Here is a 19082-nt window from a genome sequence, read left to right on the forward strand (position 1 = left end):
ACGCCTAGCGTGAGTTCCATTGGAAATCCAGCCGGAGATGTTATATTGTAACAATCATGTCCTTTCCGGAACCGCACCACAACCACGCCAAATGCACCGCCGACCTTCTGTCGAGAGCCGAGCGGACCTGCGAGCGGCGGGGTTCGCGGCTGACCGGGCAGCGCCGCGATGTGCTGAACTGCGTGGCCCAGAGCCACTCGGCCGTGGGCGCCTATGACATCATCGAGCGCATGGCAGGCCACGGGCCGCGCCCCGCGCCCATAACCGTCTATCGCGCTCTGGATTTCCTCGAGGCGCATGGCCTTGTCCACAAGATCGAGAGCCGCAACGCCTTTGTGGCCTGCACCCACGCCCATGAGGGACAGCCTGCGGCGATGCTGATTTGCGAGCAATGTGGGCTGGTCGCAGAACTCGACTCGCCCGAGACATTCGAGACACTCATCAAGGCGGCCTCTGCGCAAGGCTTCCGTCCCAGCCGTACCGTTGTTGAAATGTCGGGCCTTTGTGCGGCCTGTCAGGGGAACGCATGATGCTGAAGGTGACCAATGCCATTCTGAGCGCCCGCGATGCCACGCTGGTGATGGGTGGCCGCAGCATCCTTGACCGTGTGAACATCGACGTGCGCCCCAACGAGATCGTGACCGTGATCGGCCCCAATGGCGCCGGCAAGTCGACGCTGGTCCGCTGCCTCCTGGGCCTTCAGCCGCTCACCTCGGGCGAGATCGTGAAGTCGAAAAATCTTCGCGTGGGATATGTGCCACAGCGCTTTCCGCTGACGCCCAACGTGCCGCTCGACGTGCGGCGTCTCTTGTCGCTTACGCTGAAGCCCAGCGAGGACGAGATCGACGAAGCGCTGGCCGAGACCGGTATCCCTCACCTGAAGGACGCGAGTGTGGCAAGGCTTTCGGGCGGTGAGATGCAACGTGCGCTGCTGGCCCGCGCCCTGCTGCGGAAACCTGAACTCCTTGTGCTGGATGAGCCAGTCCAGGCCGTGGACTTCATGGGCGAGGCGAAGATGTACGAACTGATCGCCAGCGTGCGGAAGCGCCATGGCTGCGGCATTCTCATGGTCAGCCACGACCTTCACATGGTGATGGCGGAGAGTGACCACGTCGTCTGCCTCAACGGCCACGTCTGCTGCGAGGGAGGACCCATCAAGGTCCAGCAGGACCCTGAGTTCGCCAAGCTCTTCGGCCCCTCGGCGGCCCGCATGATCGCGGCCTATACCCATCATCACGACCACGACCATGAAAGCCATAGCCATCATCATCATGATCACGACCACAAGCATTGAGCCGCCTGCCAACCCTCTCCCGCAAGGGGAGATGGGAGGGTGTGTGCTGAATGTTTGACATTCTTGGCGAACCCTTCTTCCAGCGCGCCGTGCTGGCGGGCCTTGGAATCGCGTCGGTGGCTGGACCTGTGGGGTGTTTCATCGTCTGGCGGCGCATGGCCTATTTCGGGGAAACGCTGGCGCATTCGGGCCTCTTCGGCGTGGGGCTGGGCCTGCTCCTCGGGTTCTCGCTCACGCTCGGCGCCGTGGCCACCGCCGTGGCTGTCGCCCTGTTGCTGATGGTGATGAAGCGGCAGCGCGTGCTGGCGACCGATACGCTGCTCGGCATCCTGTCGCATTCCTCCCTTGCTCTCGGCCTCATCACCGTGGGCATGGTCACGGGCTCGGCGGGCGATCACATGGACCTTCTCTTCGGCGACATTCTCACCGTGACCTGGAATGACGTGACCTTGATGTGGCTGGGCGGAGCCGCCGTGCTATTCGTGCTGGCCTTCCTGTGGCGCGACCTGATCGCGATCTCGGTCCATGAAGAACTGGCGCAGGCTGAGGGCGTCAACGTCCAGCGCGTCGAACTTGGCTTCATTCTCCTGATCGCCCTGATGACGGCCATCTCGATGAAAATCGTCGGGCTGCTGCTGATCACCGCCCTTCTGGTCATTCCCGCCGCCGCGGCGCGGAGGCTTTCGTCAACGCCCGAGCGCATGGCGCTGGTCTCGGCGGGGCTCGCTTCGGTGGCGGTCGTCATGGGGCTGATGTTCTCGGCCTTCGCCAATGCCATCACCGGCCCGGCCATCGTTCTGTCGGCGGCCTTCCTCTTCGTCTTGACCTTGTTGCGTCCACAGGCGAATTAGTCAGCCATGGCATATTCAGCGATCAGCAACCGGCGGGCCTCGGTGCCCGTGAAAGTGGGACACGTCACGGTGGGTGGCGGCGCCCCCATCGCCGTCCAGTCCATGACCAACACCGACACGGCGGATGCCGAGGGAACCGCCCTCCAGACGGCGGCACTCGCCCGCGCCGGTTCCGAACTCGTCCGCATCACGGTTGACCGCGAGGAGGCCGCGAGGGCCGTCCCCCATATCCGCGAGAAGCTCGACCGCATGGGGGTCAACGTTCCGCTGGTGGGCGACTTCCACTACAACGGCCATACGCTCCTGAACGATCACCCGGCCTGTGCCGAGGCGCTGGCGAAATACCGCATCAACCCCGGCAACGTCGGCTTCAAGGAGAAGAAGGACCGCAACTTCTCCATGATGATCGAGACGGCCATGAAATTCGACCGGCCCGTCCGCATCGGCGTCAACTGGGGTTCGCTCGACCAGGTCATGCTGACCGACCTCATGGACAGGAACGCGAAAGCGCCTGAACCCCTCGACGTGCGCGAGGTGATGCATGAGGCGATCGTGCAGTCGGGCCTGCTCTCGGCGGAACGCGCCGTGGAACTGGGGCTGGCCAAGGACAAGATCATCATCTCGGCCAAATGCTCCGAAGTGCAGGACCTGATCGCGGTCTACCGTTCCTTGGCATCCCGCTGCGACTACGCGCTCCATCTGGGCCTCACTGAGGCCGGCATGGGCTCGAAAGGCATCGTCGCCTCGACCGCCGCCTTGTCCGTGTTGCTGCAGGAAGGGATCGGCGACACCATCCGCATTTCGCTGACGCCTGAGCCCGGCGGCGACCGCACCCGCGAGGTGATCGTGGCGCAGGAAATCCTGCAGACCATGGGCATCCGCAGCTTCGCGCCCATGGTCATCGCATGCCCCGGCTGCGGCCGCACGACCTCGACCACCTTCCAGGAACTGGCGCAGGATATTCAGTCTTATGTCCGTGAGCGCATGCCCGACTGGCGGGAGAGCTATCCCGGCTTCGAGACGCTGCAACTCGCCGTCATGGGCTGCATCGTCAATGGCCCCGGTGAGTCGAAACACGCCGACATCGGCATTTCGCTCCCCGGCACCGGCGAGCTTCCCGCCGCCCCCATCTTCATCGACGGCAAGAAGGCCATGACGCTGCGGGGTGAGAACATCTCCGCGCAGTTCAAGGACATCGTGGAAGATTACGTCAAGGGCCGTTGGGGCTGACGCCTTCCTCGTGGGAGGAATTGACTAGTTGCGCCGCTGCACGATGAATTTCGCAGCCTCTGCTAGCACCGCACCGCGCTCGCTATAGATTGTGAGTGTTGCAATCGCCTCATCCACCAGTGCCGCGGCCCGCCGCTTGGCCTCCGCGAGCCCGAGCAAGTCCACGAACGTCGCCTTGCCCATGATCCTGTCCTTCTGCGTCGCCTTGCCGAGCGCCTCGGGAGTGGATTCCACATCCAGAATGTCGTCTGCGATCTGGAAGGCGAGGCCGATCTTGTCGGCGTAGTGGCGGAGTGGGGCAGGGTCGGCCTGCCCGAGAATCGCACCTGCCTCGCAAGCATACCGGAACAGCGCGCCGGTCTTGAGAGACTGGATGAGCGAGATATCCGAAAGCACTGAATCGATTCGCGCTTCCGCCTCGATGTCGAGCATCTGGCCGCCGACCATTCCGGCCACTCCTGCGGCTTTGGACAGGCCTGACACGAGCTTGAGGCGCACATGCGGATCGGGGTGGGTCGCCTCGTCCGCCAGGATATCGAAGGCATAGGTGAGCAGCGCGTCGCCCGCGAGGATTGCGGTCGCTTCATCGAATGCCCTGTGCGCGGTGGGCTTGCCGCGCCGGAGATCGTCGTCGTCCATCGCGGGCAGGTCATCATGCACCAGCGAATAGCAATGCACGCATTCGAGCGCCGCGCCCGCCCGCAGCGCCCGCTTGCGGGGCACGCCGAAGAGGGCGGAGGACTCGACCACGAGGAATGGCCTCAGCCGCTTGCCCTGTCCAAGTGCCGCATAGCGCATGGCCTGGGTCACGCGCCGGGCCGGAAAGGCATCGAGCGGCAGCAGGCGGTCGAGCAGGGCGTCGGTTTCAGCCGCACAGCGGCTCAGGGCTTCCTGAAAGGACAAGGCAATATTCCTGTGCTAATGGCCCCTTGTTAGGGACATGAGAGACGAAACTCAACCAGCGCCGATGGCAATGCCGCAGGCTCCGCAGCCAATGGAGCTCCCGCCATCTATCGGTCCCTTGCCCGAACCCGGCGTCTCGAAGCGCCGCCGCTGGGTACGATGGATTTTCTATGCCGTCGCCCTTCTGCTGGCGTGGCCCTTGGTACTGACCCTGGTCTATACCGTCGTGCCGCCGCCGGTTTCCAACCTCATGCTGCTGCGGGCTCTCTCGGGCAATGGCATAGACCGGCAATGGGTGAGCCTCGACCAGATCTCCCCCCATCTGCCGCGCGCCGTGATCAGTTCCGAGGACGCGCGGTTTTGCCAGCACTGGGGTGTCGACTGGACCGAGTTCCAGGGGGTCATCGAGGATGCATTTGATGATGACGAGGGGCCTGTGCGGGGCGCCTCCACGATTTCCATGCAGACCGCCAAGAACATGTTCCTGTGGGATGGCCGCTTCGCTATCCGCAAGGTGATCGAGCTGCCGCTGGCGCTCTACATGGATCTCGTGTGGTCGAAGCGGCGGATGATCGAGATCTATCTCAACATCGTGGAATGGGCGCCGGGCGTCTATGGCGCCGAGGCGGCTGCCCGCCACCATTTCAAGAAATCCGCCAAGAACCTCACACGGCGGGAGGCTGCACTTCTGGCCGCCGTGCTGCCCAATCCCATCAAGCGGCAGGCCGGAAAGCCCTCCAAACGGGTGAAATCCATCGCCAACCGGATTCTGGTCCGCATGGCGGGAATGGGGCCCTATCTCACTTGCCTTGGGGACTGACCTGGGTTACAAGCCCCGCCAACTGAAGGGCGTGGGCCGTTCCCCGCGCTCTTTCCATATGGAGTTTCGACATGGCCGTTCCACGCAAGAAAATGTCCAAGAGCCGCATCGGCATGCGCCGTTCGGGCCACCACGAGCAGACCGTGACGTGGGTCGAGGACAAGAAGTCGGGCGAACTTCGCCGTCCGCACCACATCGACCTGAAGACCGGCCTTTACAAGGGCCGTCAGGTTCTGACCGTCAAGACCGAAGCCTGATCAAGGCTTTAGCATCAGTTCTGAAAGCCAGCCTCCGGGCTGGCTTTTGCATTTCGGGTAGACAGTTAACCGTGCGGACGAAGGCATCCACGGCATAAACGCTTTGGTCCGGGCTTTGCTCTATCGAAGCGATGCTCGTGCCAAACTGGTCTCTCATGGACGTCCACCTCACCTCTCCCGATTCTGGAATCGGTCCCGAGTGGCAGGATCTGGCGCGCCGCGCGCTGGTGCCTTCTGGCCACAACGCGCCCGAAATCCTGCTGCCCGCCCTCCGGAACCACAAGCGGGCGGTGCTGGCGACGGTGCGCGATTCGCAAGGCCTGCAACTGGCGCTTCCGCTGGAATCCCGGTTCTTGCCGCTTCCGCATCATGCCAGTCTTTCCACTCCTGTGAGTTTCTTTGGGCTGCCTCACCTGGGCCGCTACATGGCGGTGCCCGCCGTGATGGCCCTGCTGCGGCGGTTGAACCGCCCGGTCATTCTGCACTCGGTCCCCGTGGACGGAGTACTATGGGAGACGATCGCCGCCGCCTCGGGGCACCACGCGGTGATCGAGACCTGGGACCGCGCCGCGCTCCGGCCACAGGGAACCTACGATAAATGGTTCGAGGAAAATTTCGACCGCAAGCGCCGCAAGGAATATCGCCGCCTTCAGTCGCGGCTGTCGGAGCAAGGCCGGCTCGAAGCGTTGACACTGTGTCCGGAGTCCGATGCCGCGCGCTGGGCCGATGAATTTCTGACCCTCGAGATGCAGGGGTGGAAAGGCAGGCAGGGCACAGCGCTCAAGACTGATCCCGCGGCTTCCGCCGTGCTCCGCGAGGGGCTGGCGGGATTGGCCGCCGCGGGCAAGCTCCGCTTCTGGAAGCTGGCGCTCGACGGCCGCCCCATTGCCATGATGTTTGCGGTCGTCGAGGAACGCCAGGCCTGGCTCGGCAAGATAGCCTATGACGAAGACCTCGCGCGCTTCTCGCCTGGGGTGCAGCTAATCATTCACGCCACCGAAGGCCTCTTCGCGGACGGCGTCACGCTGGCCGATTCCTGCGCCATTCCCGGTCATCCGATGATTGATCACCTGTGGCGCGGCAGGCTGCGCGTGGCGGACGTGATGATCGCGGCCCCTGCCGTGTCCGGCATGATCTTCAACGCGACCCTTCGGGCCGAACGGTTGCGGCGCAAGCTGCGCGTCCCGGCCCGCAACCTCTATTACAAACTGACTGGAAAGCACCGCTCATGAGCCTTGTGACCGTCGATCCGCGCATCGCGCGCGAAAGCTTCCTGAAACACCCCTTCGTGCTGCAGCACGCGCTCAAGGACCATCCGCTATTCACGTTGCCGCGTCTGGTGGAACTGGCAAGGTCGATGCCGCGCGACCGCATCGAATACAATTCCGGCAAGGTGGCCGTCGGTGTCCGCCCGGAAGATGTGCCGAAGATCGACCTGGCGGCGGAGGATGTGATCTCCTCCATCGAGACGGCGAACGCGTGGATGGTCATCAAGATGGTGGAGCATGACCCCGAATACCGGGCCTTGCTCACCTCCTTCGTCGAGGATGCCAATCGTGCGGCGGGCTTGAAGCCTGGCGACTACAGCGATCTGCAGGGTTTTATCTTCGTGTCATCGGCGCGCGCCACCACGCCCTTTCACCTTGATGCCGAGGAAAACATCCTCATCCAGATTCGTGGCGACAAGTTCGTCCGCACCTTTGACAATGCGGACAGGGCGCTGATCTCGGAAGAGAACATGGAGATTTCGCCATCGAAGCACCGCAACCAGAAATACGAAAGCTGGTACGAAGACCGCGCCACGCTGCATGCCCTGAAGCCCGGCGACGCGCTGCACATGCCCTACATGGTGCCGCATTGGGTGAGTACCGGCGACAGCTACTCGATCTCGATGGCCATGACCTGGAAGACGCCTGAGGTGAACCGCCTCAACAAGATCAGGCTGATGAACGGCACGCTTCGCCGTTTCGGGCTTCCCCAGAAACCGCCGGGCATCTCGCCCGCCATGGATGCGGCTAAGGTGATGGCGCATGACCTGATGCGCGCGGTGATCGATCCGCTGCGAAAGTCGGAAACCGCGCGCAAGATCCTCCGTGGGCTGATCTATGGCCGCAAGGCCAACTATTACTACGAGACGAAGACCGAAAAGGCGGGGATGTAGCTCTCACGGCTTTCAGGCCATCGTCCACCCCACAAGAAAATGCCCGGGACATAGCCCGGGCATTTGAAGTCAGGAGGGCTGGATTGCCGATCAGGCAGCCAGTGCCTTCGTGGCGTCCACGTAGGAATAGCCGAGGTCGTCGGCGACAGCCTTGTAGGTGACCTTGCCATTGGCAACGTTGAGGCCGTTGCGCAGGTGCGCATCGTCTGCCAGCGCTTGCGTCCAGCCCTTGTTGGCGATGGCGAGCGCGAAGGGCAGCGTCACGTTGTTCAAGGCATAGGTCGAGGTGCGGGCCACGCCGCCCGGCATGTTGGCCACGCAATAATGGATCACGCCGTCGACCACATAGGTCGGGTCGGCATGAGTCGTGGCCTTCGACGTTTCGGCGCAGCCGCCCTGGTCGATGGCGACGTCAACCAGAACCGAGCCCGGCTTCCAGTCCTTCAGCATGGCGCGCGTGACGAGCTTCGGCGCCGCCGCACCGGGGATCAGCACGCCGCCGATGACGAGATCAGCCGTGGCGCATTCGTCTTCGACCGCACCCTGGGTCGAGTATATGGTCTTGAGCTGCGTGCCGAAGCGGGCGATCAGCTCTTCCATGCGGTCGGTGCTTTTTTCGAGAATGGTCACATCAGCGCCCATGCCAAGCGCGATCTGCGCTGCGTTGGTGCCAACCACGCCGCCGCCGAGGATGACGACCTTGCCCGGCGCAACGCCCGGAACGCCGCCAAGAAGCACGCCGCGGCCGCCCTGTGCCTTCTCGAGCGAGTGAGCGCCCGACTGCACCGACATGCGGCCCGCAACCTGGCTCATGGGAGCGAGCAGCGGCAGGCCGCCACGCGCCGACGTCACGGTCTCATAGGCGATGCAGATGGCGCCCGAGGCGACGAGATCCTTCGTCTGCTCCGGATCGGGAGCGAGATGGAGATAAGTGTAGAGGATCTGGCCGGGGCGCAGCATCTTGCGCTCGACGGCCTGCGGTTCCTTCACCTTCACGATCATGTCGGCCTTGGCGAAGATCTCTTCAGCCGAGGCAATGATGGTGGCACCGGCCTGGCTGTAGTCGGCGTCGGTGGCGCCGATGCCGGCACCGGCATGCGCCTCAACCCACACCTTGTGGCCGTTGCGCACGGCTTCCTTGACCGAGGTGGGCGTCATGCCCACGCGGTACTCGTGGTTCTTGATCTCTTTCGGAACGCCGATCAGCATTTGGTTTCTCTCCCTGGATGATGGGCAGGAACCTACCCCAGATCGCCTCGAATGAATTTCCGAAGAGGGATCGGGAGCACTGCAGCATTGAAACGACATTCTAGGATATGATATGAAGTTCGAATGAAATCCCGTGAATTCGACAAACAGGACAAGATCATTCTGGCCGAGCTCCAGAAAAATGCACAGCGGCCCATTGCCGATCTTGCGGCGAAGGCCGGGCTATCGCCATCGTCGTGCCACCGCCGCGTGAAGCTGCTGGAGGCGGCGGGCGTCATCACATCCTACACCGCCAATCTCGACCGCGCCGCGCTGGGGCTCGCCAACGAATTCTTCGTGGAGGTTTCACTCTCCGCCCAAACCGAGGAGGCTTTCGAAAAATTCGAGAAGGCCGTGCAGCGCGTTCCGGAAATTCTTGAATGCCACCTGATGAGCGGTCAGTTCGATTATCTGCTCCGCGTGACCGCCACCGACGCCACCGACTACGAGCGCATCCACCGGTCGCGCATCTCGCGGCTTCCCGGCGTGCAGCGCATCCAGTCATCACTCGCCTTGCGCACGGTCAAGGGCTGGGCCGGTTATCCGATTTAAGGTCATCACATGCTGAAACATCTTCCCGTCCACATGCTCTGGGTCTCGGGCGAACTGTCGCGCCTCGCGCGCCTCAGCCTCGCGAGCTTCCTTTTGCAAGGCTACCGCGTCACCTTGTGGAGCTACACGCCGGACAGCCTGCGGGGCTATGATGCCGCTGTCCGCGATGCCGCCGATGTGCTCCCCATGGAAGAGGGCGCGGACCGCAACATGGCCTGGCTCACCAGCCTCTTTCGCTACCGGCTTCTGGCGGAACATGGCGGAGTGTGGTCCGACATGGACGTGGTGGCGCTGGGCGATGCCGTGGACTTTCCGTCATCAGCCTTCATCGCGACCGAGAAGCGCCGGCCCTTTCGCCACACCGAACCAACGGCCACAGGCGAAAGCCTGACGCAGGTGACCAACTGTTTCATAGCGAATCCGGAACCGCGCCCGGGTGACCTCTGGCACCGTGCCGTCGATGCCGTGTCCGCTCTCAATCCCGAAGACCGGAACTGGGAGAAGGCGGGCCCGCACATGCTGTCCCGCCTCATGCTGGACCATCCCGATCATGGCGTCGCCATCCTGCCCCCCGAAGCCGTCGATCCGGTGGCGTGGTGGAACGTGCCGGGCTATTTCCTCGAAGACCGTGAACCGCCGCCATCGCCCTTCATGCACATGTACGCGACGATCTGGGCAAGGCGCGGCGTCGATGCGGAGGCTTCATTTCCGGAAAAGTCCGTGGCCGGCCGCCTGTGGCGGCGTTTCGGACTCTAGGTAACGGAACGATCGAGCTGCCGGTCGCGGTAGATCATCAGGATGCCGGCGGTGACGACGATGCCAGCGCCGAACCAAGTTGGCAGGTCGGGGAAATCGCCAAACAGCAGCAGGCCGAAAAGCACGGCCCAGATCATCGCCGAATATTCGAACGGAGCGACGAAGTTCGTCTCGGCATTCTTGTAGGCATTGACGAAGAGCAGCATCGCAAGGGCTGCAAGCACGCCATGGCCGAACAGGAATACAGAATCGAACAGCGTGGGAATGGCGAAAGGCCGCGACAGGAACACGAGGCTGGGGTGCTCAAAGGGGCCGAAGTCAAAGACATTGAAAATGACGGCGAGCGCCAGGCCAAGCGCCATGTAAATGAAGTTCTGCCAGATGGCGATGACGATGGGCGGCACCTCCTGCGAAATCGGCCTTCCGATCATCTGGCCTACCGCATAGCCCACGGCTGAGACCAGCGCGAGCAGGGCCGCGGGCTCGAACACGCCGATGCCCGGCCTTACGATGATCAGCACACCGATGAATCCGGCGATGATGGCGAGCCAGCGATGAAGCCGCACGCGCTCGCCCAGCAGCGGGCCTGCAAGCCCAGCGACGAAGAAGGGCATGGTAAAGTAGATCGCCACAGCATTCGCGATCGGCATCGCGGCAATCGCCAGCACGAAGCCCATGTAGGCGATGCCGAGAATGACGCCGCGCAGCAGGATTCGCTTCCACAACGATGTCGCAATGCTCCAGCCATTGCCAGCGCGCCACATGATGAAGGCCAGCACCGGCAGGGATGCAAAGCACCGGAACAGCAGCGTTTCATAGGCAGGATAGCCCGAGGACATGGACTTCACGACCGCATCCTGAATGGAAGCAAAGCCAACGCCGGAAAGGACGCAGACGATTGCAAGCAGTCGGTTGTCAGTGGACTTCACCATGGCCGGGGCTTAGCGGTCGGCGGTTGCTTCGACTAGGGGCCTCTCCGGCATGGCTGGTCTACGGCTTCGGTGAAATGAGGCCGGCCAGAAGCTTTACGCCGGGTTCGATCTTCTTTTCGTCGATGGACGAGAAGGCAAGCCGATAATAATTGCGCGGCGCATCGGGCACGCCAAAGGTGATGCGGCCGGGCTCGATGAGGATGCCCTTGGCTGTGGCCGCCCGCCCAAGTTCCTCGCTATCGAGATGTGCAGGACCCTTCACCCAGAAACTGGTGCCGCCGAAGCTCGGCACGCGGCTGGCATCGGGCATGTATTGCCTCAGTGCCTCGCCCATGATTTCCCAGCGCGTGCGGTAAGTGCGGTGAAGCCGCCGGATCAGCGTGTCGTGATGGCCGAGCGACAGGAAGAGGGCGGCGGTGCGCTGGTTGTTGTTGGGCGCGTGCCGCACCATCAGGCGGCGGAGCGCGCGGGCTTCCGCAACGATCTCTTTCGGCGCGACCAGAAATCCCAGCCGCAGGCCGGGAAACAGCGTCTTCGACAGGGAGCCTACATAGATCACGCGGCCTTCGTCATCGAGAGACTTCAAGGCCGGGCAGGGCTCGTTCACATAGTTCGTCTCGAACTCGTAATCGTCTTCGATGATGATGAAGTCGTGTTTCGCCGCCCGCTTCAGCAACTCCATGCGGCGCTCGAGCGGCATCGTAACCGTGGTGGGGAACTGGTGGCTGGGCGTGGTGAACACCACGTCCGCCGCGTTGAGCTCCTCGGTCAGCGTCAGGCCCTGGCTATCGACGGGGATCAGCGACACATGTTCCGTCTGAAGCCGGAAGATGTTGCGCACGTCAGGATAACCCGGCTCCTCCATGGCAACCCGCGTCTTCGGTCCCACGAGCAGGCTGGTCAGCAGATAGAGCGCGTTCTGGGCGCCCAGTGTGACGAGGATCTCGTCGTCCGCCGCCATGATGCCGCGCCGGGGCAGGATGCGGCGGCGGATCTGTTCCACCAGCAGCGGATCGTCGTGAGCCCATGTGTCGTTGGTCCACGAGCCCAACCATTTCTTGCCCAGTGCCTGCCGTGAGCAGTCGCGCCACTCGGCGAGCGGAAACAGCGTGTGATCGACCTGGCCATAGATGAACGGATAGGCATAGGTCTGCCAGTCCAGCGGCTTCGAGAAGTTGGCCTGTGTCGATGGCCCCATGGTGAGACGGGCCGCCCAGTCAACGCTTCCCGCAGCCTCGGACCTCGGCTTGGCGATGGGCTTCGGCGTCACAACCGCATCGAGTGCTTTTTCCGCAACGTAATAGCCCGACCGCTCGCGCGCCATCAGGTAGCCGTCGTCGAGCAGGCCCTGGTAGGCCAGCACCACCGTGTTGCGGGATACGCCAAGGCTCTTCGCCATCTTGCGGGTGGATGGAATAGGCTCCTCGCGGGCAAGCTGTCCGTCGAGTATGGCCGATACGAGCGCCTCGCGGATCTGGGTCTGGAGGCTTGCGTGTTCGTTCCGGCGGATATGGACGAGCCAGTCGCGCAATTTGGTTCCCTGGATGAGGTTCTCTGGACCTATCATAGTGCCAAGGGAGCCGATAGAGTAAACCGGATTCGACGTTTCGCAGGCAGAACATGACCGAACCCGCCGTCAACACCTCGCCCAAGACCTGGGACGAGACAAAGACCACCACGTGCTACATGTGCGCGTGCCGCTGCGGCATCCGCGTCCACCTGAAGGACGGCACGGTCAAGTACATCGACGGCAACCCCGATCATCCCGTCAACAAGGGGATTATCTGCGGCAAGGGTGCAGCAGGGATCATGCAGCACTATTCACCCGCACGGCTTTCAAAGCCCTTGATCCGGGTGGGCGAGAGGGGCTCCGGCGAATTCCGCGAGATCGAATGGGAGGAAGCGCTCCGCACCGCCACCATGTGGCTTTCGGAGGTGCGGAACATCGACCCGAAGAAGCTCGCCTTCTTCACGGGCCGCGACCAGAGCCAGGGCCTCACGGGCTGGTGGGCGGCGCAGTTCGGCACGCCCAACTATGCAGCCCATGGCGGCTTCTGCTCCGTCAACATGGCGGCGGCCGGACTCTACACGTTTGGCGGCTCGTTCTGGGAGTTCGGCGAGCCGGACTGGAAGCACACCAAATACTTCATGCTCTTCGGCGTCGCCGAGGACCATGCATCGAACCCGATCAAGAAGGCATTGGGCCAGTTGAAGGCCAAGGGTGCAAAGATCATTTCGATCAACCCAATCCGCACCGGCTATTCGGCGATTGCCGATGAGTGGATCGGCATCCGTCCGGGTACGGATGGATTGTTCGTGGGCGCGCTGATCCATGAGCTGCTCTCGGCCCAGAAGATCGATGGCGAATACCTGCTCCGCTATACCAATTCGCCCTGGCTGGTGATCGAGAATCCGGGCGGCGCCGATGACGGGCTCTTTGTGCGAAATGCTCAAGGTTCGGGTCTTGTCTGGGACAGCCATTCGGGAACGCCGATGCCCGCCTTGTCTCCCGATGCGGAGCCGAAGCTCATGGGCCGCTTTAAGCTGCCAGATGGCCGCCGCGTGGTGACGAGCTTCCAGCTGATCGCCGAGCGCTTCTTGACGCCGGAGTGGACGCCCGAGGCGGTATCGGAGCGCTGCGGCGTGCCGGTGGAAACCATCAAGCGGATTGCCGCAGAACTCGCCCGCACGGCCTTCGAGGAACAGATCGAACTCGACGTTCCGTGGACGGATCATCTGGGCCGCTATCACGAGAAGATGCTGGGCCGCCCTGTCTCGATGCATGCGATGCGCGGGATATCGGCCCATGCCAACGGCTTCCAGACCTGCCGCACGATTCACCTGCTGCAGATCCTGCTTGGCACCATCGATGTCCCCGGTGGCTTCCGCTACAAGCCGCCATTCCCCAAGCCGCCGCCGCCTGGCGTGAAACCAGCTGGAAAGCCGGGACAGGTGAAACCCAACACGCCGCTGCCCGGCCCGCCATTGGGCTTCGTCACGTCGCCGGAAGACCTGCTGGTCGATGCCGAGGGAACGCCGCAGCGGATCGACAAGGCCTATAGCTGGGACGCGCCCTTGGCCGCCCACGGCATGATGCACATGGTCATCACCAATGCCGCGAAGAAAGACCCTTACGGCATCGACGTGCTCTTCATGTACATGGCCAACATGAGCTGGAACTCGGCCATGAACGTGCCGGATACGCTGAAATATCTCACACAGAAGGAAGCTGACGGGTCCTACACGATCCCGAAGATCATCTACTCCGATGCCTATGCCTCCGAGATGGTGCAATACGCCGATCTTATCCTGCCCGACACGACATACCTGGAGCGCTGGGATTGCATTTCGATGCTCGACCGGCCGATCTCGGAAGCCGATGGACCCGCTGACTCGATCCGCCAGCCCGTGGTCGAGCCCGATCGCGATGTGAGGCCGTTCCAGACCGTGCTGCTGGACTTAGGCAACAGGCTGGGGCTTCCCGGCATGACCCGCACCGATGGCTCGCCGCGCTATCCCGGCGGTTACCAGGATTATATCGTGAACCATGAGCGAGCACCGGGCATTGGCCCGCTCGCCGGCTTCCGTGGCCCGAACGGACGCGCGCAGGGCCGCGGCACGCCGAACCCGGAGCAGTTGCAGCACTATATCGACAACGGCTGCCACTGGTACTACGAGCTTCCCGATCAAATGAAGTATTATCGCCATGTGAACTGGGCCTATCTCGACTGGGCCACGTTCTTCGGCTTCATCGGAAAGCCCGAGCCCGTCATTCACCAGCTCTATTGCGAACCGTTGCAGAAGTTCAGGCTTGCGGCGCGCGGCTTCGGCAAGATCGTTCCGCCGCAACAGCACCGGAAGCGCATCGAGGACTATTTCGATCCGATCCCCTTCTGGTACGCGCCGTTCGAAGGCGAGATGGTGTCGGGCGAAGACTTCCCCATGCACGCCGTCACCCAGCGCCCCATGGCGATGTATCACTCATGGGGATCGCAGAACTCCTGGCTCCGCCAGATCCTCGGCCGCAACTGGCTCTATATGGCGCGCGAGATGGCGGCAAAACTCAGGATTGCCGATGGCGACTGGGTGACCGTCACCTCGCACCATGGAAAGATCAAGGCACAGGCAAAGCTGATGGACGGCGTGAATCCCGAGACCGTTTGGACATGGAACGCCATCGGCAAACGCAAGGGGGCATGGAACCTCGCCAAGGACGCGGAGGAGGGAACAAAGGGCTTCCTGCTCAATCACCTGATCTCCGAACTCCTGCCCGAGCGTGAGGGCGGCTATCGTTATTCCAACAGCGATCCCGTCACGGGCCAGGCGGCGTGGTACGATCTTCGCGTCCGCGTCGAGAAAGCTTCAGAGCAGGACGATGTCAGCCAGCCGCAGTTTGCGACGCTGAAGAAGATCAGGAGGGTGAAATGACCTCTCTCCCGCCTCCCTCTAAGAAGAAGCTCGGCCTCGTCATCGACCTCGATACTTGCGTCGGCTGCCAGGCCTGCGCCACGTCCTGCAAGGAATGGAATACGCAGGGCTATTCGGCACCGCTCACCGATGAAACGCCTTATGGCGCTGCGGCCACGGGCGTGTGGCTCAATCGTGTTCACGGCTACGAGGTGAAGGAGGAGGGGCAGGCGCAATCGCGCATTGTTCACTTCCCGCGCTCCTGCCTGCATTGCGAGGAACCGGCCTGCGTCACCGTCTGCCCGACGGGTGCGAGTTACAAGCGGGCCGAGGACGGCATCGTGCTGGTCAATCCCGAAACCTGCATCGGATGCAAGCTGTGCTCGTGGGCCTGCCCCTATGGTGCCCGCGAATATGACCAGACCGATGGCGTGATGAAGAAATGCACGCTCTGCGTCGACCGTATCTACAACGAGAATTTTGAGCCGGAGGACCGCCAGCCTGCCTGCGTGAAGGCCTGCCCCACGGGTGCCCGCCATTTCGGTGACCTCGGCGACGAAAGTTCCCAAGTCTCGCAGCTGGTGGCGGATCGCGGCGGCTACGATCTCTTCCCCGAGATGGGCTACAAGCCGGTAAACAAATACCTGCCGCCGCGCGCCCGGCGCGATTCCGTGACCGCGAAAGCCGAGGCCCTGCCGAAGCCCGATGGCTCCGCCTTCGACCGGCTTTTCACCTGGGCCGACAAGCTGCTCTCCACCGGAAGGGCAGTCGCCCGCCCCTCCGACATCGACCATTCCGGCAAACTCGAAGGCTGACATGCATCCCGCCTATTCGGTCATTCTCTTCACCACGGCCTCGGGCGCCGGCTACGGGTTGCTGGCGCTGCTGGGCCTGGTCGGTTTCAATCACGGTCAGGCGTCGAGCCTTGGCTTCGGTCTTGTCGCCATGGTGGTGGCACTTGGATTGATCACAGTCGGTCTGCTGTCGTCCACCTTCCATCTTGGCCACCCTGAACGGGCGTGGCGAGCCTTCTCGCAATGGCGCTCGTCATGGCTGTCGCGCGAAGGCGTGGCCGCGGTCGTGACTTATGTTCCCGCTCTGCTCTTCGGCCTTTTGTGGACGGGCCTTGTCGAGGCACCGCAATGGATCGCTCCCTTGGGGATCATCACGGCGGTGATGGCGATGGTGACGGTGTTCTGCACGGCCAAGATCTATTCCACCCTTACCACCATCCGGGCATGGAACACACCGCTCACCGCGCCTGTCTATCTTGCCTTCAGCCTGGCGACAGGGTCTTCCCTGCTTGGCGCCATCGCTTCGCTGTTCGGACGCTTCCAGGTGTTTCAGGTCGTGCTCACGGTGGTGCTGCTGGTGGCCTTGATCGCGCTGAAGCTGGCCTACTGGCGCCATATCGACAAGGCGCCGCGCAGCCACACGATGGGTATTGCAACAGGGCTTGGCCGCATCGGGCAGGTGGGCCAGTGGGAAGTGCCGCACACCTCCGAAAACTACATCCAGAAGGAAATGGGCTATGCCGTCGCCCGCAAGCACGCGACGAAGCTCAGGCGGCTGGTCATCCTGCTGCTGGTCTTCTCGCTGATGTTCATGGTTGCCGCATTGCTCTTGCCCTACATCGCCATCGTCGCGGCGGCACTCGCACTTGCTGCCGCCGTCTTCGAACGCTGGTTGTTCTTCGCGGAAGCCCAGCATGTGGTCACACTTTTCTATGGAGCAAAGTCCGCCTGATGCTGTGTGAAGGAGTTCGCTGGTTTGACGACTGGTTCGCGATAGAGGACGTGGCGCCGGGGGTGATCGCCATCGGTGAGCCGCGCTTTCACCAGAACAACTGGAACTATCTGATTTGCGGAACCCGCCGCGCCCTCCTGTTCGATACGGGTCCGGGTGTCAGGGATATTTCCAATGCCGTCCGTGCGCTGACGAACTTGCCGGTGACGGCACTTCCCTCGCACATGCATTTCGACCACACCGGATGCCTGTCGCGCTTCACCAACATTGCCGTGCCGGATCTCCCCATCCTGCGGGAGGGCGAGAAGGATGGCTGGTTCACGCCACGCGACGACCTTTATGTAGGGTATTGGGAAGGCATGAGCTGGACGCCGGTGAGGGTGAATTCCTGGCTTCCCATCGGCAGCAAGATTGACCTCGGCGGCCGCGTGCTGGAGCTTCTCCACACGCCGGGCCATTCCCCCGACTCGGTGTCCCTGCTGGATCGCGAGGCGAACATCATGTTCGCGGCGGACTTCGTCTATCCGGGCAAGCTCTACGCCCAGATCCGCAATTCCGACCTCAAGGCCTATCTGGAAAGTGCGGAGGCGTTGCTCCCGCTGATCGGCGAAGATACGGCGATCCTGTGCGCCCATGGCAAGCCCGACGCCAACCGCCTCAACCGCGCGCCGCGTCTGGCACGGAAGGATGTGGCCGACCTGGCCAGCAGCCTCACCCGCCTCAAGGCCAGCGGTGAGAAGCCGGCGGCCTGGCCGGTGAATGAGCGGATGTCGCTTCTGGTCTCCGAGGAGGCGTTTGCCTCTTGGCAAGCAACCCCCTGATCATATAAAGACTTCTTTATATCGTTATCCGAAAGAGGCTCCCATGACCCGCCCGTCCTTCACCGAAGCCCTCGCGACGCGCCCCTGGCTGCTGGCCGACGGCGCCACGGGCACCAATTATTTCCAGATGGGCCTCGTCTCGGGCGATGCCCCTGAAATGTGGAACTTCGAGCATCCGGACCGCGTGCGTTCGTTGCACCGCCGCTTCATCGAGGCAGGCGCTGATATCGTGCTGACCAACACCTTCGGCGGCAACCGCCATCGCCTCAAGCTGCATGACGCACAGGGCAAGGTGCGCGAGATCAATATCGCTGCGGCGAAGAACGCCCGCGCGGAAGCTGATGCGGTTGATCGCCCCGTCTATGTCGGAGGTTCCATCGGGCCGACGGGCGAAATCATGCAGCCTGTGGGCGCGCTCAGCCATGACGAGGCTGTGGATTCCTTTGCCGAGCAGGCGATGGCCCTCAAGGAGGGCGGCGTCGATGTCCTCTGGATCGAGACCATGTCATCGGAAGAAGAGCTCCGCGCCGCCGTCGAGGGCGCCGCCAAGGCAGGCCTGCCGATCGTGACGACCATGAGCTTCGATACCAACGGCCGCACCATGATGGGCATCACGCCGAAGGCCTTCGGCGCCATCACGGCGGCACTGCCCACGCAGCCTGTCGCCATCGGTGCCAATTGCGGCGTCGGCGCGTCAGAACTCGTTGCGACCGTGCTGGGCATATCGGCAGCACGTCCCGATGCGGCGGTGGTCGCCAAGGGCAACTGCGGCATTCCGCAATATGTCGATGGTCACATCCACTACACCGGCACGCCTGAACTGATGGCGGACTACGCCCGGATCGCGCTCGACGCGGGAGCCAAGATCATCGGTGGGTGCTGCGGAACCAGTCCTGAACATCTCGCTTCCATGCGCAAGTCGCTCGAGACCTACACCAGGGGCGAGCGACCCACCGTGGAACTGATCGAGGAACGGCTGGGCCCGGTATCGCCGCTCGCGAAGGGTGTGGATACCGCCGCAGCAGGAGCCGCCGCGCGAGGCGTTCGCCGCCGGGGGTAATTGACGCTGGTCAATGCCGCATGCTGCGTGAAGGCGCAGCATGC

The 19082-nt window shown here is 62.9% G+C and carries 19 protein-coding genes; 15 read left to right on the forward strand and 4 right to left on the reverse strand.

Annotation, left to right across the window (positions count from 1 at the left end):
- Positions 1-56: 56 nt before the first annotated feature.
- The 4 genes from ACEW8Q_RS20090 to ispG are packed head-to-tail and all read left to right on the forward strand — an operon-like array spanning position 57 to position 3375.
- The gene (locus ACEW8Q_RS20090; protein WP_373505842.1) at positions 57-530 is read left to right on the forward strand and encodes a Fur family transcriptional regulator; all 474 of its coding nucleotides are present in this window, start codon (positions 57-59) and stop codon (positions 528-530) included.
- Entirely contained in the window at positions 527-1294 is a 768-nt protein-coding gene (locus tag ACEW8Q_RS20095) for an ATP-binding cassette domain-containing protein (protein ID WP_373505843.1), read from the forward strand. Before ACEW8Q_RS20090 ends, ACEW8Q_RS20095 begins: the two co-directional genes overlap by 4 nt.
- Before the next feature lie 50 nt (positions 1295-1344).
- Entirely contained in the window at positions 1345-2145 is an 801-nt protein-coding gene (locus ACEW8Q_RS20100) for an iron chelate uptake ABC transporter family permease subunit (RefSeq protein ID WP_373505844.1), read from the forward strand.
- Between the two features lie 6 nt (positions 2146-2151).
- On the forward strand, positions 2152-3375 hold the full coding sequence (gene ispG / locus ACEW8Q_RS20105; RefSeq protein ID WP_373505845.1) for a flavodoxin-dependent (E)-4-hydroxy-3-methylbut-2-enyl-diphosphate synthase: 1224 nt from the start codon (positions 2152-2154) through the stop codon (positions 3373-3375).
- Positions 3376-3399: 24 nt separating this feature from the next.
- Here the strand turns inward: ispG and ACEW8Q_RS20110 are convergent, their stop codons facing one another.
- Complete coding sequence (locus tag ACEW8Q_RS20110) at positions 3400-4284, reverse strand: polyprenyl synthetase family protein (protein ID WP_373505871.1); 885 nt, start codon at positions 4282-4284, stop codon at positions 3400-3402.
- 85 nt (positions 4285-4369) lie between these two features.
- Here ACEW8Q_RS20110 and mtgA point away from each other — a divergent pair, with 85 nt between their 5' ends.
- From mtgA to ACEW8Q_RS20130, 4 genes are all read left to right on the forward strand, one after another.
- Positions 4370-5098 carry a monofunctional biosynthetic peptidoglycan transglycosylase gene (gene mtgA / locus ACEW8Q_RS20115; protein WP_373505846.1) on the forward strand — a complete coding sequence of 243 codons (729 nt, stop codon included), beginning with the start codon at positions 4370-4372 and terminating at the stop codon, positions 5096-5098.
- Between the two features lie 71 nt (positions 5099-5169).
- The gene (rpmF, locus tag ACEW8Q_RS20120) at positions 5170-5355 is read left to right on the forward strand and encodes a 50S ribosomal protein L32 (protein ID WP_373505847.1); all 186 of its coding nucleotides are present in this window, start codon (positions 5170-5172) and stop codon (positions 5353-5355) included.
- 137 nt (positions 5356-5492) lie between these two features.
- Positions 5493-6587 (forward strand): GNAT family N-acetyltransferase, encoded by a 1095-nt coding sequence (locus ACEW8Q_RS20125; RefSeq protein WP_373505848.1) that lies wholly within the window; start codon positions 5493-5495, stop codon positions 6585-6587.
- Positions 6584-7516 carry a cupin-like domain-containing protein gene (locus tag ACEW8Q_RS20130; protein WP_373505849.1) on the forward strand — a complete coding sequence of 311 codons (933 nt, stop codon included), beginning with the start codon at positions 6584-6586 and terminating at the stop codon, positions 7514-7516. Before ACEW8Q_RS20125 ends, ACEW8Q_RS20130 begins: the two co-directional genes overlap by 4 nt.
- Before the next feature lie 90 nt (positions 7517-7606).
- On the opposite strand, the gene ald is transcribed toward ACEW8Q_RS20130, so the two are convergent.
- Entirely contained in the window at positions 7607-8725 is a 1119-nt protein-coding gene (gene ald / locus ACEW8Q_RS20135; protein WP_373505850.1) for an alanine dehydrogenase, read from the reverse strand.
- Between the two features lie 123 nt (positions 8726-8848).
- On the opposite strand from ald, the gene ACEW8Q_RS20140 reads away from it, so the two are divergent.
- On the forward strand, positions 8849-9316 hold the full coding sequence (locus ACEW8Q_RS20140; protein ID WP_373505851.1) for an Lrp/AsnC family transcriptional regulator: 468 nt from the start codon (positions 8849-8851) through the stop codon (positions 9314-9316).
- A gap of 9 nt (positions 9317-9325) precedes the next feature.
- Positions 9326-10072 carry a hypothetical protein gene (locus tag ACEW8Q_RS20145; RefSeq protein WP_373505852.1) on the forward strand — a complete coding sequence of 249 codons (747 nt, stop codon included), beginning with the start codon at positions 9326-9328 and terminating at the stop codon, positions 10070-10072.
- On the opposite strand, the gene ACEW8Q_RS20150 is transcribed toward ACEW8Q_RS20145, so the two are convergent.
- Positions 10069-11004, reverse strand: a complete 936-nt coding sequence (locus tag ACEW8Q_RS20150; protein ID WP_373505853.1) for a DMT family transporter — start codon at positions 11002-11004, stop codon at positions 10069-10071. The genes ACEW8Q_RS20145 and ACEW8Q_RS20150 overlap by 4 nt on opposite strands.
- A gap of 58 nt (positions 11005-11062) precedes the next feature.
- The gene (locus tag ACEW8Q_RS20155) at positions 11063-12535 is read right to left on the reverse strand and encodes a PLP-dependent aminotransferase family protein (RefSeq protein ID WP_373505854.1); all 1473 of its coding nucleotides are present in this window, start codon (positions 12533-12535) and stop codon (positions 11063-11065) included.
- Between the two features lie 89 nt (positions 12536-12624).
- On the opposite strand from ACEW8Q_RS20155, the gene ACEW8Q_RS20160 reads away from it, so the two are divergent.
- Genes ACEW8Q_RS20160 through bmt form a run of 5 tightly spaced genes read left to right on the forward strand, consistent with a single transcriptional unit; the run spans position 12625 to position 19038 of the window.
- Positions 12625-15432, forward strand: a complete 2808-nt coding sequence (locus ACEW8Q_RS20160) for a molybdopterin oxidoreductase family protein (RefSeq protein WP_373505855.1) — start codon at positions 12625-12627, stop codon at positions 15430-15432.
- Positions 15429-16226, forward strand: coding sequence for a 4Fe-4S dicluster domain-containing protein (locus ACEW8Q_RS20165; RefSeq protein ID WP_373505856.1), 798 nt, complete (start codon positions 15429-15431; stop codon positions 16224-16226). The genes ACEW8Q_RS20160 and ACEW8Q_RS20165 overlap by 4 nt, the downstream gene beginning before the upstream one ends.
- Before the next feature lies 1 nt (position 16227).
- Positions 16228-17157, forward strand: coding sequence for a dimethyl sulfoxide reductase anchor subunit family protein (locus tag ACEW8Q_RS20170; RefSeq protein WP_373505857.1), 930 nt, complete (start codon positions 16228-16230; stop codon positions 17155-17157).
- On the forward strand, positions 17157-17978 hold the full coding sequence (locus ACEW8Q_RS20175; RefSeq protein ID WP_373505858.1) for an MBL fold metallo-hydrolase: 822 nt from the start codon (positions 17157-17159) through the stop codon (positions 17976-17978). The genes ACEW8Q_RS20170 and ACEW8Q_RS20175 overlap by 1 nt, the downstream gene beginning before the upstream one ends.
- Before the next feature lie 43 nt (positions 17979-18021).
- Positions 18022-19038 (forward strand): betaine--homocysteine S-methyltransferase, encoded by a 1017-nt coding sequence (bmt, locus tag ACEW8Q_RS20180; protein WP_373505859.1) that lies wholly within the window; start codon positions 18022-18024, stop codon positions 19036-19038.
- Positions 19039-19082: the final 44 nt, after the last annotated feature.

Origin of the sequence: Aestuariivirga sp., from assembly GCF_041738905.1 — a bacterium.
Lineage (GTDB): Bacteria > Pseudomonadota > Alphaproteobacteria > Rhizobiales > Aestuariivirgaceae > Aestuariivirga.

Coding starts and splice junctions, on each gene's coding strand:
- ACEW8Q_RS20130 (WP_373505849.1), top strand. CDS start 6,584: ATGAGCCTTGTGACCGTCGATCCGCGCATCGCGCGCGAAAGCTTCCTG.
- ACEW8Q_RS20165 (WP_373505856.1), top strand. CDS start 15,429: ATGACCTCTCTCCCGCCTCCCTCTAAGAAGAAGCTCGGCCTCGTCATC.
- ACEW8Q_RS20140 (WP_373505851.1), top strand. CDS start 8,849: ATGAAATCCCGTGAATTCGACAAACAGGACAAGATCATTCTGGCCGAG.
- ald (WP_373505850.1), bottom strand. CDS start 8,725: ATGCTGATCGGCGTTCCGAAAGAGATCAAGAACCACGAGTACCGCGTG.
- ACEW8Q_RS20160 (WP_373505855.1), top strand. CDS start 12,625: ATGACCGAACCCGCCGTCAACACCTCGCCCAAGACCTGGGACGAGACA.
- bmt (WP_373505859.1), top strand. CDS start 18,022: ATGACCCGCCCGTCCTTCACCGAAGCCCTCGCGACGCGCCCCTGGCTG.
- ACEW8Q_RS20090 (WP_373505842.1), top strand. CDS start 57: ATGTCCTTTCCGGAACCGCACCACAACCACGCCAAATGCACCGCCGAC.
- ACEW8Q_RS20170 (WP_373505857.1), top strand. CDS start 16,228: ATGCATCCCGCCTATTCGGTCATTCTCTTCACCACGGCCTCGGGCGCC.
- ACEW8Q_RS20100 (WP_373505844.1), top strand. CDS start 1,345: ATGTTTGACATTCTTGGCGAACCCTTCTTCCAGCGCGCCGTGCTGGCG.
- ACEW8Q_RS20145 (WP_373505852.1), top strand. CDS start 9,326: ATGCTGAAACATCTTCCCGTCCACATGCTCTGGGTCTCGGGCGAACTG.
- ACEW8Q_RS20095 (WP_373505843.1), top strand. CDS start 527: ATGATGCTGAAGGTGACCAATGCCATTCTGAGCGCCCGCGATGCCACG.
- rpmF (WP_373505847.1), top strand. CDS start 5,170: ATGGCCGTTCCACGCAAGAAAATGTCCAAGAGCCGCATCGGCATGCGC.
- ACEW8Q_RS20150 (WP_373505853.1), bottom strand. CDS start 11,004: ATGGTGAAGTCCACTGACAACCGACTGCTTGCAATCGTCTGCGTCCTT.
- ACEW8Q_RS20175 (WP_373505858.1), top strand. CDS start 17,157: ATGCTGTGTGAAGGAGTTCGCTGGTTTGACGACTGGTTCGCGATAGAG.
- mtgA (WP_373505846.1), top strand. CDS start 4,370: ATGGAGCTCCCGCCATCTATCGGTCCCTTGCCCGAACCCGGCGTCTCG.
- ispG (WP_373505845.1), top strand. CDS start 2,152: ATGGCATATTCAGCGATCAGCAACCGGCGGGCCTCGGTGCCCGTGAAA.